Origin of the sequence: Pseudomonas edaphica (genome assembly GCF_965277385.1) — a bacterium.
GTDB classification, from domain to species: domain Bacteria; phylum Pseudomonadota; class Gammaproteobacteria; order Pseudomonadales; family Pseudomonadaceae; genus Aquipseudomonas; species Aquipseudomonas edaphica.
On the sequence record NZ_OZ255725.1, the window covers coordinates 1,304,183 to 1,318,619 of the forward strand.

14 protein-coding genes are annotated in these 14,437 nt (G+C 61.5%); 10 read left to right on the forward strand and 4 right to left on the reverse strand.

Features of this window, described 5'->3' with window-relative positions; translation table 11 throughout:
* The first annotated feature begins 213 nt into the window (after positions 1-213).
* The 8 genes from gcl to ACQY47_RS05690 all read left to right on the forward strand — a co-directional run bounded on the left by gcl (position 214) and on the right by ACQY47_RS05690 (position 9,675).
* Positions 214-1,989, forward strand: coding sequence for a glyoxylate carboligase (gene gcl / locus ACQY47_RS05655; protein ID WP_099549032.1), 1,776 nt, complete (start codon positions 214-216; stop codon positions 1,987-1,989).
* 10 nt (positions 1,990-1,999) lie between these two features.
* Positions 2,000-2,782 carry a hydroxypyruvate isomerase gene (gene hyi, locus ACQY47_RS05660; RefSeq protein WP_017136239.1) on the forward strand — a complete coding sequence of 261 codons (783 nt, stop codon included), beginning with the start codon at positions 2,000-2,002 and terminating at the stop codon, positions 2,780-2,782.
* Positions 2,783-2,962: 180 nt separating this feature from the next.
* The gene (locus ACQY47_RS05665; RefSeq protein ID WP_428556398.1) at positions 2,963-3,853 is read left to right on the forward strand and encodes a 2-hydroxy-3-oxopropionate reductase; all 891 of its coding nucleotides are present in this window, start codon (positions 2,963-2,965) and stop codon (positions 3,851-3,853) included.
* A 168-nt stretch (positions 3,854-4,021) separates the two neighbouring features.
* Positions 4,022-5,302 carry a glycerate kinase type-2 family protein gene (locus ACQY47_RS05670; protein ID WP_017136237.1) on the forward strand — a complete coding sequence of 427 codons (1,281 nt, stop codon included), beginning with the start codon at positions 4,022-4,024 and terminating at the stop codon, positions 5,300-5,302.
* Positions 5,292-6,707 carry a pyruvate kinase gene (gene pyk / locus ACQY47_RS05675; protein WP_236446631.1) on the forward strand — a complete coding sequence of 472 codons (1,416 nt, stop codon included), beginning with the start codon at positions 5,292-5,294 and terminating at the stop codon, positions 6,705-6,707. Before ACQY47_RS05670 ends, pyk begins: the two co-directional genes overlap by 11 nt.
* Before the next feature lie 138 nt (positions 6,708-6,845).
* Positions 6,846-7,718 (forward strand): urea transporter, encoded by an 873-nt coding sequence (locus ACQY47_RS05680; protein ID WP_428556402.1) that lies wholly within the window; start codon positions 6,846-6,848, stop codon positions 7,716-7,718.
* A gap of 31 nt (positions 7,719-7,749) precedes the next feature.
* Positions 7,750-8,574, forward strand: coding sequence for an ion transporter (locus ACQY47_RS05685; RefSeq protein WP_017136235.1), 825 nt, complete (start codon positions 7,750-7,752; stop codon positions 8,572-8,574).
* Positions 8,575-8,670: 96 nt separating this feature from the next.
* Positions 8,671-9,675 carry a sulfate ABC transporter substrate-binding protein gene (locus ACQY47_RS05690; protein ID WP_170039947.1) on the forward strand — a complete coding sequence of 335 codons (1,005 nt, stop codon included), beginning with the start codon at positions 8,671-8,673 and terminating at the stop codon, positions 9,673-9,675.
* 85 nt (positions 9,676-9,760) lie between these two features.
* On the opposite strand, the gene ACQY47_RS05695 is transcribed toward ACQY47_RS05690, so the two are convergent.
* On the reverse strand, positions 9,761-10,375 hold the full coding sequence (locus ACQY47_RS05695; protein ID WP_017136233.1) for a DUF5666 domain-containing protein: 615 nt from the start codon (positions 10,373-10,375) through the stop codon (positions 9,761-9,763).
* Between the two features lie 178 nt (positions 10,376-10,553).
* On the opposite strand from ACQY47_RS05695, the gene ACQY47_RS05700 reads away from it, so the two are divergent.
* Entirely contained in the window at positions 10,554-11,750 is a 1,197-nt protein-coding gene (locus ACQY47_RS05700; protein WP_428556407.1) for an MFS transporter, read from the forward strand.
* Here the strand turns inward: ACQY47_RS05700 and ACQY47_RS05705 are convergent.
* The 3 genes from ACQY47_RS05705 to ACQY47_RS05715 all read right to left on the reverse strand — a co-directional run bounded on the left by ACQY47_RS05705 (position 11,747) and on the right by ACQY47_RS05715 (position 13,588).
* Positions 11,747-12,151 carry a type II toxin-antitoxin system HicB family antitoxin gene (locus tag ACQY47_RS05705; RefSeq protein ID WP_099489991.1) on the reverse strand — a complete coding sequence of 135 codons (405 nt, stop codon included), beginning with the start codon at positions 12,149-12,151 and terminating at the stop codon, positions 11,747-11,749. The two genes, ACQY47_RS05700 and ACQY47_RS05705, sit on opposite strands and share 4 nt — an antisense overlap.
* Before the next feature lie 11 nt (positions 12,152-12,162).
* Complete coding sequence (locus ACQY47_RS05710; protein WP_305458716.1) at positions 12,163-12,351, reverse strand: type II toxin-antitoxin system HicA family toxin; 189 nt, start codon at positions 12,349-12,351, stop codon at positions 12,163-12,165.
* Between the two features lie 115 nt (positions 12,352-12,466).
* The gene (locus ACQY47_RS05715) at positions 12,467-13,588 is read right to left on the reverse strand and encodes a cytochrome P450 (RefSeq protein ID WP_428556412.1); all 1,122 of its coding nucleotides are present in this window, start codon (positions 13,586-13,588) and stop codon (positions 12,467-12,469) included.
* Positions 13,589-13,662: 74 nt separating this feature from the next.
* On the opposite strand from ACQY47_RS05715, the gene ACQY47_RS05720 reads away from it, so the two are divergent.
* Positions 13,663-14,394 carry an ArsR/SmtB family transcription factor gene (locus tag ACQY47_RS05720; RefSeq protein ID WP_138453468.1) on the forward strand — a complete coding sequence of 244 codons (732 nt, stop codon included), beginning with the start codon at positions 13,663-13,665 and terminating at the stop codon, positions 14,392-14,394.
* Positions 14,395-14,437 lie beyond the last annotated feature (43 nt).

The following is a 14,437-nucleotide window of genomic DNA, read 5'->3' on the forward strand; positions in this document are numbered from 1 at the left end:
TTTGATCAGATGCTCGATCAAACAAATAGAACACAATGACATTTATTTTTGTATACAATATTTTCACACAAAGGCTCCACACGTCGAAAAAAGTGCTTCCGACGAACGCCATGGCCACTTTGCAAAATGCATTGACCTTCGCCGCTCGCCGTGAATACACTTTGTCCAGACACCACTTGTATACAATTACAAAACGCAAGAGGCACCAAAACCATGAGCAAAATGAGAGCAATCGAAGCCGCCGTCCTGGTAATGCGCCGTGAAGGCGTGGACACCGCCTTCGGTATCCCGGGCGCCGCGATCAACCCGCTGTATTCGGCCTTGCAGAAGGTCGGTGGCATCGATCACGTCCTTGCTCGCCACGTTGAAGGCGCCTCGCACATGGCCGAGGGCTACACCCGCACCAAGGCCGGCAATATCGGCGTGTGCATCGGTACTTCCGGCCCGGCGGGCACCGACATGGTCACCGGCCTGTACAGCGCCTCGGCCGACTCGATCCCGATTCTGTGCATCACCGGCCAGGCCCCACGTGCACGGATGCACAAGGAAGACTTCCAGGCCGTGGATATCACCAGCATCGTCAAGCCGGTGACCAAGTGGGCGACCACTGTTCTGGAGCCCGGCCAAGTGCCCTACGCGTTCCAGAAAGCCTTTTATGAAATGCGCTCCGGCCGCCCTGGCCCGGTGCTGATCGACCTGCCGTTCGACGTGCAGATGGCCGAGATCGAATTCGATATCGACGCCTACCAGCCACTGCCGCTGGCCAAGCCCTTGGCTACGCGCATCCAGGTGGAAAAAGCCCTGGCGCTGCTGGATGCGGCCGAACGCCCCTTGCTGGTCAGCGGTGGCGGCGTAATCAATGCCGACGCCAGCGAGTTGCTGGTTGAATTTGCTGAACTCACCGGCATCCCGGTGATCCCGACCCTGATGGGCTGGGGCACGATCCCGGACGATCACCCGCTGATGGTGGGCATGGTCGGCCTGCAAACCTCGCACCGTTATGGCAACGCAACGATGCTCAAGTCGGACGTGGTGCTGGGCATCGGCAACCGCTGGGCCAACCGCCACACCGGTTCGGTGGAGGTATACACCGAAGGCCGCACGTTCATTCACGTCGACATCGAACCGACGCAGATTGGCCGCGTGTTCACGCCGGACCTGGGCATAGTGTCCGACGCCGGTTCTGCGCTGACGATGTTCATTGAAGTGGCCCGCGAGTGGAAAGCCGCCGGCAAGCTCAAGGATCGCAGCGCCTGGCTGCATGACTGCCAGCAGCGCAAGGCCACCCTGCACCGCAAGACCCACTTCGACAACGTGCCGGTCAAGCCGCAACGCGTGTACGAAGAGATGAACCAGGTGTTCGGCAAAGACACCTGTTACGTCAGCACCATCGGCCTGTCGCAGATTGCCGGCGCGCAATTCCTGCACGTGTACAAGCCACGTCACTGGATCAACTGCGGCCAGGCCGGCCCCTTGGGCTGGACCATTCCGGCGGCACTCGGCGTGGTCAAGGCCGACCCGAGCCGCAAAGTGGTGGCGTTGTCGGGCGACTATGACTTCCAGTTCATGATCGAAGAGCTGGCGGTGGGCGCGCAGTTCAAGCTGCCGTACATCCACGTGGTGGTGAACAACTCCTACCTGGGCCTGATTCGCCAGGCCCAGCGCGGGTTTGAAATGGACTACTGCGTGCAGCTGTCCTTCGACAACCTCAACGCCCCGGAACTCAACGGGTATGGCGTCGACCACGTCGCTGTCGCCGAAGGCCTGGGTTGCAAGGCGCTGCGCGTATTCGAGCCGGGCCAGATCCAGCCGGCGTTGCGCAAGGCGCAGGAAATGATCGAAGAATTCAAGGTTCCGGTGATTGTTGAGATTATTCTGGAACGCGTGACCAATATATCCATGGGCACCGAGATCAACGCCGTCAACGAATTCGAAGATCTGGCCCTGGTCGGCAACGACGCGCCGACTGCCATTTCCCTGCTCGATTAAGGAGAACCCTATGCCGCGTTTTGCCGCCAACCTGTCCATGCTGTTTACCGAGCAGGACTTTCTCGCCCGTTTCAAAGCGGCCGCCGACGCCGGCTTCCAGGGTGTGGAATACCTGTTCCCGTACGAGTTCAGCTCCGCCGAGATCAAGGCGCAGCTGGATGCCAACGGCCTGACCCAAGTGCTGTTCAACCTGCCGGCCGGTGACTGGGCCAAGGGCGAGCGCGGTTTGGCGTGCCACCCGGACCGGGTCGAGGAGTTCCGTGCCGGGGTCAAGCTGGCCATCGCCTACGCCCAGGTGCTGGGCAACACCCAGATCAACTGCCTGGCCGGGATTCGCCCCGCCGGTGTGGATGATGAAACCGTGGAAAAGACCTTTGTCGCCAACCTCAAGTACGCCGCCGACAAGCTGCAAGCGGCGGGCATCAAGCTGGTGATGGAGATGATCAACACCCGCGACATCCCGGGTTTCTACCTGAACAACACGGCGCAGGCCCTGTCGATTCGCGAGCAGGTGGGCAGCGCCAACCTGTTCCTGCAATACGACATCTACCACATGCAAATCATGGAAGGCGACCTGGCCCGGACCATGGCGGCGCACCTGGGTGAGATCAACCACATCCAGTTGGCCGACAACCCTGGGCGTAACGAGCCGGGGACCGGGGAGATCAACTATCGCTTCCTGTTCGAGCATCTGGATCGGATTGGTTACACCGGTTGGGTCGGCTGTGAGTACAAGCCGCTGACCACCACCGAAGCGGGACTGGGTTGGCTCAAGACCCATAACGCCATCTAACTGACACAACACAACAACACAACAGAATGTGGGAGCTGGCTTGCCTGCGATGCAGACACTGCGGTGTATCGGGCAAAACCGGGTGATGCCATCGCAGGCAAGCCAGCTCCCACATTTGGATCTTCAGTGTTTGGTGGACCGTGTCCGCCCTGCACCTAGAATAAAAAGAGGATGTTGATCATGGCTAAAATCGGATTTATCGGCACCGGCATCATGGGCCAACCCATGGCCGCCAACCTGCAAAAGGCCGGCCACCAACTGTTCCTGTCCGAGCATCACGGCAAGGCGCCCGAAGCCCTGATCGCGGCCGGCGCGGTGGCCTTGGCCAACCCGCAGCAAGTCGCCCAGGAAGCCGAGTTCATAATCGTGATGGTGCCCGACACCCCACAGGTGGACGATGTGCTGTTCCGCGCCGACGGTGTTGCCGCCGGCCTGTCACCCAACAAAGTAGTGATCGACATGAGTTCGATCTCCCCCACCGCCACCAAAGCCTTTGCCGCCAAGATCAATGCAACCGGCGCGCAATACCTCGACGCGCCGGTCTCCGGCGGTGAAGTCGGCGCCAAGGCTGGCACCTTGAGCATCATGATCGGTGGCGAGCCGCAGACGTTCGAACGCGCCCTGCCGCTGTTCCAGGCCATGGGCAAGAACATCACCCTGGTCGGCGGCAACGGTGATGGCCAGACCGCCAAGGTGGCGAATCAGATCATCGTCGCGCTGAACATCCAGGCAGTGGCCGAAGCACTGCTGTTCGCAGCGAAGAACGGCGCCGACCCGGCCAAGGTGCGCGAAGCGCTGATGGGCGGGTTTGCTTCGTCGAAGATCCTGGAAGTGCATGGCGAGCGCATGATCAAGGGCACCTTTGATCCGGGCTTCCGCATCAACCTGCACCAGAAAGACCTCAACCTGGCGCTGGCCGGGGCCAAGGAGCTGGGGATCAACCTGCCGAACACGGCTGGCACGCAGCAGGTGTTCAGCACCTGCACGGCGATTGGTGGCGGCAATTGGGACCACTCGGCGCTGATCAAAGGGTTGGAGCATATGGCGAATTTTTCGATTCGCGATAAGTAATCCAATTTGAAATGCAAGCCAATGTGGGAGCTGGCTTGCCTGCGATAGCGGTCTTTCAGTTAGACATTCATTGCCTGGTACACCGCTATCGCAGGCAAGCCAGCTCCCACATTTTGATCCCGTTTCAAGTCTTAACTCTAATAACAAGAATCCCCCGGGAGCCCGCTTATGTCGGTCGATCCGCAACACCTGCTTCGCGAGCTGTTTGCCACAGCCATCGACGCCGCCCACCCCCGACAAGTCCTTGAACCTTATCTGCCCGCCGACCGCAGCGGCCGTGTAATCGTGATCGGCGCCGGCAAAGCCGCGGCCGCCATGGCGCTGGTGGTCGAAAACTGCTGGCAGGGCGAAGTCTCGGGCCTGGTGGTCACCCGTTACGGCCACGGCGCACCGTGCAAGAAAATCGAAGTGGTCGAGGCCGCACACCCGGTGCCCGATGCGGCCGGCCTGGCCGTCGCCAAGCGTGTGCTGGAACTGATCAGCAACCTCACCGAAGACGACCGCGTGATCTTCCTGCTCTCCGGCGGTGGTTCGGCCTTGCTGGCCCTGCCCGCCGAAGGCATCACCCTGGCCGACAAACAAACCATCAACAAAGCCCTGCTCAAATCCGGCGCGACCATTGGCGAGATGAATTGCGTGCGCAAGCACCTCTCGGCCATCAAGGGCGGCCGGTTGGCCAAGGCCGCATGGCCGGCGACGGTGTACACCTACGCCATCTCGGATGTGCCGGGCGACCAGGCCACAGTGATCGCCTCCGGCCCCACCGTCGGCGACCCGAGCACCTCGCAGCAGGCTCTGGCGATTCTCAAGCGCTACAACATTGAGGCGTCGGCATCGGTGCGCAGCTGGTTGCAGAACCCCGCCTCGGAAACCGTCAAACCCGGCGACCCGGTACTCGCGCGCAGCCACTTCCAATTGATCGCCCGCCCGCAGCAATCGCTGGAAGCGGTAGCGGTGAAAGTTCGCCAGGCCGGGTTCAGCCCGTTGATCCTCGGTGACCTCGAAGGTGAAGCACGCGACGTGGCCAAGGTACACGCCGGTATCGCCCGGCAGATCGTGCAGCATGGCCAGCCCTTGGCGGCGCCGTGCGTGATTCTCTCGGGCGGTGAAACCACCGTTACCGTGCGCGGCAATGGCCGTGGCGGGCGCAATGCCGAATTCCTGCTGAGCCTGACCGACAGCCTCAAAGGCCTGCCCGGCGTCTACGCACTGGCCGGTGACACCGACGGCATCGACGGCTCCGAAGACAACGCCGGCGCAATCATGACCCCGTGCAGCTACCGCCGCGCCGAAGCCCTGGGCCTTAGCGCCAGCGACGAGCTGGACAACAACAATGGCTATGGCTACTTCGCCGCGCTCGACGGTTTGATCGTCACCGAGCCGACCCGCACCAATGTCAATGACTTGCGCGCCATCCTGATTCTTGAGACTGCCAAACATGACGCCTGACAAGAAAGTCAAAATCCTCGCCACCCTCGGCCCGGCCACTGACGGCATCGATGACATCCGCGAGCTGGTGGAAGCCGGGGTGAATATCTTCCGGCTGAACTTCAGCCACGGCGAGCATGCCGACCACGCCCAGCGCTACCAGTGGATTCGCCAGGTGGAGCGCCAGCTCAATTACCCGCTGGGCATCCTCATGGACCTGCAAGGGCCGAAGCTGCGGGTCGGGCGCTTTGCCGAGGGCAAAGTGCAACTGGTGCGCGGCCAGGCGCTGCGCCTGGACCTGGACCCGACCCCGGGCGATCAGCGCCGGGTCAACCTGCCCCATCCCGAGATTATCGCGGCGCTGGAGCCGGGCATGGACCTGCTGCTGGACGACGGCAAATTGCGCCTGCGCGTGATCACCAAACATGCCGACGCCATCGACACCACCGTGCTCAATGGCGGCGAGCTGTCCGACCGTAAAGGCGTGAATGTGCCGCAAGCGCTGCTGGAACTCAGCCCGCTGACCGCCAAGGACCGCCGCGACCTGAGCTTCGGCCTGGAGCTGGGCGTGGATTGGGTGGCGCTGTCGTTTGTGCAACGTCCGGAAGATATCCGCGAAGCCCGCGAACTGATCGGCGACAAAGCCTTCCTGATGGCCAAGATCGAAAAACCCTCAGCCGTGCTGCGCTTGCAGGAGATCGCCGAACTGAGCGACGCGATCATGGTGGCAAGAGGCGACCTGGGTGTGGAAGTGCCCGCCGAGAGCGTGCCGCAGATCCAGAAAGACATCATCAGCACCTGCCGCCAATTGGGTAAGCCGGTGGTGGTGGCCACGCAGATGCTCGAATCCATGCGCTTCTCACCGGCACCGACCCGCGCCGAAGTGACCGACGTGGCCAACGCCGTGGCCGAAGGCGCGGACGCGGTGATGCTCTCGGCCGAAACCGCCTCGGGCGAATACCCGCTCGAAGCCGTACAGATGATGAGCAAGATCATCCGCCAAGTGGAAAACGGCCCGGATTACCAGACGCAACTGGATGTGAGCCGGCCCAAGGCGGATGCCACGGTGTCGGACGCCATCAGCTGCGCGATCCGGCGCATCAGCAGCATCCTGCCAGTGGCGGTGCTGGTGAACTACAGCGAGTCCGGCAGTTCCAGCCTGCGCGCGGCGCGGGAACGGCCGGTGGCGCCAATCCTCAACCTCACGCCGAACCTGTCCACGGCGCGGCGGCTGAGTGTGGCCTGGGGCGTGCATTCGGTGGTCAATGACCGGCTGCGCCAGGTGGACGAGGTGTGCTCGACGGCGCTGGAGATTGCCCAGGCGCAGGGCATGGCGCAGCGCGGGGACACCCTGGTGATTACCGCGGGCGTGCCGTTTGGGCAGCCGGGGTCGACCAATTCGTTGCGTATCGAGACGTTGATTTAGCGTCTGTAAGGGCCTCATCGCGGGCAAGCCCGGCTCCCACAGTTGATTGGGTTCACACCTCTTTATGTGTGAACACAGCCAACTGTGGGAGCTGGCTTGCCTGCGATAAGGGCAACTCGGTCTCACTGACTAACCACCATGCACAACCCAACCTGCCCCGACTGGGCCGAAGCGCTGCTCAACGGCTTCAGCCAGATATTCCTGCAGCGCCAGCCGTTGTGCGGCCTGCTGTGCCTGTTGGCCATCCTGATCGGCGCCCCGGCCTTGCTCGGCGGAGCGTTGCTGGGCGGCCTCGCCGGTTTGCTCACGGCCCAGCGCCGGGGTTATCCCAAGGCAGAGCGCCAGGCCGGCCTGTATAGCTACAACGGCGTGCTGCTGGGTGTGTTGATCAGCCAGCACTTCGCCTGGTCTGCGTTGTTGCCGCCGTTGATCCTGGCGTGCGGCGGCCTGAGTGCGATGCTAACGCGGCTATGGTTGAAACATACCCATCACCCGGATGACTTGTCCGCGTACACCGCGCCCTTTGTCGGCCTGGGTTGGCTGTTGATCGGCAGCGCGCCTCAGCCTACGTTTGCCTTGGTCGAGCCCAACTTCTTTGCGATTGTCAGCGCGCCCTTTATTGGCCTTGCGCAAGTCATGCTGCTGGACCAACCACTGGCGGGAGTCTTGATTGCCGTCGGCCTGTTGTTGGCCAACCGTCGCGCCGCCCTGTGGGCCTTGGTCGGTGCTACTGCTGGCGTGCTGGTCGCTCTACTGCTCGACGAGCCCGCCAGCGCCCTCCTCGGCCTGCACAGCTACAACCCGGCGCTGGCGGCACTGGCCTTGAGCCAGTCACGACGCCAGCCGTGGCTGCCACTGCTGGGCATCCTGCTGGCGATTATCCTCACACCCGGTTTTGCCACCCTGCACCTGCCCGCGTTGACTGCGCCGTTTATCCTCGCCTGCTGGCTGGTGCGCGCCACGCAGCGGATGTTCAAAGCCCGCGTGGACAGCCCGTTCGAATCCCCCTAGGCTTGCTCGATATTCGATTCAGGCGGGTTTTATGAACAGCAACAGCGACTGGCGCCAGCGCCTCTATGTCATGGTATTCCAGAGCGACACCGCAGCCGGGCGACGCTTTGACGGCATCCTGCTACTGATCATTCTTGCCAGCATTGTGATCGTGATGCTCGACAGCATCGACGAAATCCACCAGAACTACGCCGATGTGTTGGCCTATATCGAATGGGGCTTCACGCTGATCTTCGCCATCGAGTACGGCTTGCGGCTGTACTGCTCGCCCAAACCCTTGCGCTACGCCTTCAGCTTTTATGGCTTGGTGGACTTGCTGGCCATCGTGCCCGGCATCCTCGCGCTGTATTACAGCGACGCCCAATACCTGCTGATTATCCGCATCATTCGGATGCTGCGGATTTTCCGCGTGCTCAAGCTCAGCCCCTACCTCAAGCAAGCCAACTACTTGATGGCGGCGCTGCGCGGCAGCAAGCAGAAGATCGTGGTGTTCCTGGTCAGCGTGTGCACCCTGGTGACGGTATTCGGCACCCTGATGTATGTGATTGAAGGCCCGGAGCACGGGTTTACCAGCATTCCCAAGGGCATTTACTGGGCGATCGTGACCCTCACCACCGTAGGCTTTGGCGATATCGTGCCGAAGACGCCGCTGGGCCAGGTGATCTCATCGCTGGTGATGATCACCGGTTACTCGATCATCGCCGTGCCCACCGGGATTTTTACCGCTGAACTGGCCAGCGCCATGCGCGGTGAGCAGCTGGAACACGATTGCCCGGTGTGCAAGAAAAACAGCCACGAACCCAACGCAGCGTTTTGCTCGCGCTGCGGCAGCAACCTGTTTCATAAAGTGGAATAAGCACAGTACGTTTTAATCTTTAAACGCCTATGCAGGCCCGGCTATAGTCGCTGGCAAATTGCCCCCACTCTTCTCTCGAACAACAAGGAATGAGCAGTGAAAAAAATCCTCAGCGCCTCTCTTCTGGCCGCGGGCCTGGCCCTGGCCGGTGCCGTGCAAGCCGCACCGGTCACACTGCTTAACGTCTCCTACGACGTGATGCGCGACTTCTACAAGGACTACAACGCCGCCTTCCAGAAGCACTGGGAAGCCGAACATCCGGACGACAAGCTGACGTTGCAGATGTCCTTCGGCGGTTCCAGCAAACAAGCGCGCTCGGTGATCGACGGCCTGCCGGCCGATGTAATCACCATGAACATGGCCACCGACATCAATGCCCTGGCGGACAACGGCAAACTGGTGCCGGACAACTGGGTGACCCGCCTGCCGAACAACAGCGCGCCGTTCACCTCCGCCACCGTGTTTATCGTGCGCAAGGGCAACCCCAAAGCCCTGAAAGACTGGCCCGACCTGCTCAAAGATGGCGTGCAAGTAATCGTGCCCAACCCGAAGACCTCGGGTAATGGCCGCTACACCTACCTGTCGGCCTGGGGTTATGTGCTGAAAAACGGTGGTGATGAAGACAAGGCGAAGAAGTTCGTCGGTGAATTGTTCAAACATGCACCGGTGCTGGACACTGGCGGCCGTGCCGCTACCACCACCTTCATGACCAACCAGATCGGCGATGTGCTGGTGACCTTTGAGAACGAAGCGGAAATGATCGCCCGTGAATTCGGCCGTGATCAGTTCGAAGTGATCTACCCAAGCGTCTCCGCCGAAGCCGAGCCGCCGGTGTCGGTGGTCGACAAAGTGGTCGACAAGAAAGGCACCCGTGTGGCTGCCGAGGATTACCTGAAGTACCTGTGGTCGCCGGAAGGTCAGGAAATCGCCGCCAACAACTACCTGCGCCCACGTGACCCGAAAGTGCTGGCCAAGTACACCGACCGCTTCCCGAAAGTCGACTTCCTGTCGGTGGAGAAGACCTTTGGTGACTGGCGTACCGTGCAGAAGACCCACTTCAATGATGGCGGGGTTTTTGACCAGATCTATTCGGGTCAATAACTGAAGGTACGCGGTAAAAAATGTGGGAGCTGGCTTGCCAGCTCCCACACAAGCCAGCTCCCACATTTGTTTTGTGTTGGGTCCGTTACATCGGCGGTGTCACGCCATCCTTGCCGGCCGAGATCGCCTGGGCCGTAATGGTCCCATCCGCGCCCTGCGCCGCAAACAACACCACCTTCACGCCCGCCTTGAGCAAGCTGCGATCGCCCGGCTCCAGGTTCACGATTGGCACATCATCCGGCACCACAATCTTCTGCTCGCCGCCTTTGTACTTCACGGTCAGGGTGCGCCCGTTGCTGACCACCAGGTCGCCAACCGTGCCGTTGGTCATGCTGCTGCCTTCTTTCAAATCAAACGCGCGGTGCCCGTCACCCGTGCCGGCCATGGCCGGTGGGAATACGTGGACTTCCAGCGCAGTCAGGGTGCCATCGGCGTTCGGCATGGCCGCCGAGCCAATGTAGCTGCCGGGCTTGATCTCATCGATCTTGGCCAAGGTAACGGCGCGTACCTGGGTGGCCGGCGTCAGATGCACCACAACCTCTTCGCCACTGTTGACCTTGACGTGCATCGCGTCACCGTCCATCGCAGTAATGGCGCCGCGTACGCCGACCCGTGGGGCTTCGGCGGCGTTGGCCAGCCCGATGGCCATGGCCGCAGCCAGGGTGGAGGCCAGGAGCATCTTGTTCAGCGTGATTTTCATCGCAGTGGATTTCCTGTTTCGACAGTTATGCCTGAATGTATCATTGGCGCTCGCCCCAAAAGTTAACGATTCAGTCATTAATTTGCGGCATGAGTGATATCAATGCGCGCGCTCTACACCGGCGCAGGCGTTGTCTTTATTCTCGCCCGCTACCTTCCTTCGCTTGAATGAGAACACCATGACCGCTACCTCACACGCTTCAAGCACCATGACCCGAGGCATGGTGATGCTGTTTGCGTTCTGTTGCGGCGCCATTGTTGCCAATATCTACTACGCCCAGCCGATCATCGAGTTGATCGCGCCGGACATCGGCCTGACCCCGGCACTGGCGAGCCTGATCGTCTCACTCACGCAAATCGGCTATGCCCTGGGCCTGTTCTTTCTGGTGCCGCTGGGCGACCTGCTGGAAAACCGCAAGCTGATGATCATCACCAACCTGGTGGCCATCGCCAGCCTACTGGGTGCGGCGTTTGCCGAGCAGCCGAATGTGTTACTGCTTGTGTCGTTGCTGATCGGCTTCAGTTCCGTCTCGGTGCAGATTCTTATCCCGCTGGCCGCGCATCTGGCGCCCGCCGAGTCCCGAGGCCGTGTAGTCGGCAGCATCATGGGCGGCCTGTTGCTGGGCATCCTGCTGGCGCGGCCGGTGTCCAGCCTGGTGGCTGACCACTTTGGCTGGCGTGCGATGTTCATGGCGGCGGCCGCGGTGATGGTGTTTATCAGTGCCGTGCTGATGCTGACTATCCCCAAGCGCCAACCCGACCACAGCGCCAGTTACGGCCAACTGTTGGGCTCGCTGGGCACCTTGCTGCGCAAGCAACCGCTACTGCGTCAGCGCGCCTTCTACCAAGGCTGCATGTTCGCCACTTTCAGCCTATTTTGGACCGCTGCACCGTTGGAGCTGGCGCGTAACCACGGCCTGAGCCAAAGCGAAATCGCCCTGTTTGCCCTGGTCGGCGCTCTGGGCGCGATCGCCGCGCCTATCGCCGGGCGCCTGGCCGATGCCGGGCACACGCACCGCGCTTCACTGCTGGCCATGCTGTTTGCCGCGTTGAGTTTTCTGCCAGCCTTTGTGCACCCGTTGTACAGCGTGATCGGCCTGGCGGTGACCGGCGTGGTCCTGGACTTCTGCGTGCAGATGAACATGGTCCTCGGCCAACGCACCATCTACGCCCTCGACGCCAACAGCCGCAGCCGCCTGAACGCGCTGTACATGACCAGCATCTTCATCGGCGGCGCCTTCGGCTCGGCGATTGCCAGCAGCGTGTATGAACACGGCGGCTGGCTGGGCGTGATGCTGGTGGGCAGTGCGTTCCCGCTGGTGGCGTTGTTGCGGTTCCTGGGTGCTTCGCGCCAGGCCGAGGTGGCTACCGCTTAGGAACGCACCAACTTCTCCAACGCCGCATCCGCCAGAAACGACGAGCGGCTTTTGACCTTGTGCTCGCGCACATAGCGGTCGATGCGCTGAATGACATAACCGGGCAAGGTCACATTGACCTTTTCGGTCTTGCCCAGATAGGGCGAGATATCCAACTCCAGCATCCCCCAGCCCATGCCTGCGTAATCTTCGTGGGCATGGTGGTTGGCCACTGACGTCGGCATCGGAATCACCCCGCCTTCGGCCGCGATCTCTTGCAGCAGGATGTGGGCGATTTCTACCGCTGCGTTATACGCCTCTTCAAAACTGTCCCCGGCGGTGACCGCGCCTGGAATATCGGGGATCTGGATACCGGTGGCGGTGAAGTCATCGCCCCATTCGATACACATTGGGTATTGCATGCATGCTCTCCTTAAAACTGAAACAGCCCGGCGCGCTTTCTGATGCTGCGGACCGTGCCCATAGGCAGGTCCTTTTTGGGATGAGGCACCGGGATCGTGTACGGGTTATAGCGGTGGGTAAAAACATGATGACTGCCCGTGACCCGATCCAGCACCCAACCCGCCTCTTGCAGCTCCTTGATCAATAACCTGCTTTGCACCCCAGCCTCCTTGGCTTGGCCTGAATAAAAATAACCCTAGAGTTATCTTTACTCAAGCACAGTTTTTGTTGGTCGGACTGGCGGGTGTTTTGCTGAATATTGAAATGCAGAAGGGTTACTGGCTTGGCGACGCAGCACTGAACCTGGGGATACGACCGTTAAGCGAGGGCCAGTAGCAAAACCGGCCAGCGTCAGCCAGCAAATCGGGCTGATGACGCAGCAAGGCCAAAAGCGCTTGCGCGGCGATCGTCAACGCCATCTGTTGGCCTGGGCACTGATGGCGCCCTATACCAAAGCTGAACAGGCGCCGTTGCGCGCGCTCCAACAAGAAGCTGTCAGGATTGGGGTTGGCCTCGGCGTCCCGATTGGCCGACGCCAGCAGGACTAAAACACTCTCTCCCGCGGCCAACACCCGGTTGCCGATGGTGCAGCGCGCCGCCACGAATCGCCGTGTGTTTTGCACCGGTGAATCGTAACGAGCCACTTCTTCCACCAGCGCCGTGGCGAGGGTTGGGGTGCGCATAATCTGCGCCACCAGGTCAGGTTGGCGCGCGAGCATCACCAGTGAGTTGCCGATCAACCCGGCGCTGGCTTCGCAGGTCTGCGACAGCAGGCCGATCAAATTGGCCGTCAATACCTGCGCACTTTCCCAGTTGCCACTGCGGATATGAGCCAGCAGCGCTGTTTCTTCCAACACCGCACAAAACATCTGCTGCAACTGCGACGCGCCGGCCTGCGCATTGCACAACTGCGCTTCACTGCTCAGCGGTGAAAGGCCGGCGACAAACGCCCGCGTTAGCCCGGCGACACACGCCAGCTGTGGCGCCGGGCATCCCAGCAGCGACGCGACCACCGAGACGGGCAAGGTAAACATCAGCGCATCCAGGGTCTGCACGCTGTCGATCAACCGAGCGACCCGTTCAGCAATGGCCGACGCCTCCACCGCTGCCAACGCGGGTTCAATCGCCGCCCGCGGGCATCGATGCGCCGGGCCTTCGTTCATGCGCATCAACCGCGCAAAAACCTGTCCTGCCGCGCCCTGTGCAAGCGCCTTGGGCACCGGCTCATGCAATGGGCGTACGCGACAATCCGGGTGTGCCAACACCGCCTCCACCGTCTTGGCGCGGCTGGCGACCCACAGGCCCAGCTCGGCATCGAACAGCAGCTCTTCATGGCGACGCAGGCTTGCGTAATACGGATAGGGATCAACATGGGTAGCGGCTTGCAGCGGTGTCATCCGGGACGTCCTGTGCTTAAAGAAGCGTTACTATCGGCCCTCCCACGCGGCAATGATTCGTTCAGGAACGAAATATGAACGCCTTTGATGATGACGCGGCACTCTCACAAATCGCCGGGGCGATAGCAGAGCCTGCGCGCACAAAAATGCTCTGCGCGCTGATGGATGGCCATGCGCGCACCAGTACCGAGATGGCCGTGATTGCCGGCGTCAGCACCTCGACGGCCAGCGCCCACTTGGCCAGGCTCAAGGACGATGGCCTGCTCAAGCTGCACACCCAGGGCCGACACCGCTACTACAGCCTCGCCGGCGCACACGTGGCCCAGGCCATCGAAGGGTTGATGGTGATCAGCCGCAACACCGCCCAGGCATTTGTCCCCAGCACGCCCAACCGCCTGCAGCTCGCACGCACCTGCTACGACCACATGGCCGGCACGCTGGCGGTGCACCTGCACGACCATTTCATCGCCTCTGGTTGGCTGGTTGGCGACGGCACCTATGCACTGACGGCCCCCGGCGAAACCGCAATGATCGCGTTGGGGCTGGATATGCCTGCGTTGCGCGCGCAACGTCGGCGTTTCGCCTGTGCCTGCCTGGACTGGAGCATGCGCCGCCCGCATTTGGCCGGGGCATTGGGCGCAGGTTTTTTGCAGTGCGTGATCCATCGCGGGTGGGTGACCCAGGATCTGGACAGCCGCGCGCTGGGGGTCACGGCCAAGGGGCGCAAGGCGTTTGCAGCGCGCTTTGGAGTCGAGTGGTTGAAGCAAGAGCCAGATCAAGTGCAAAGCAAAAGCCTATCTACCTGATGCAACACAGTCTAAATGTGGGAGCTTGCTCGCTCCCACAGTT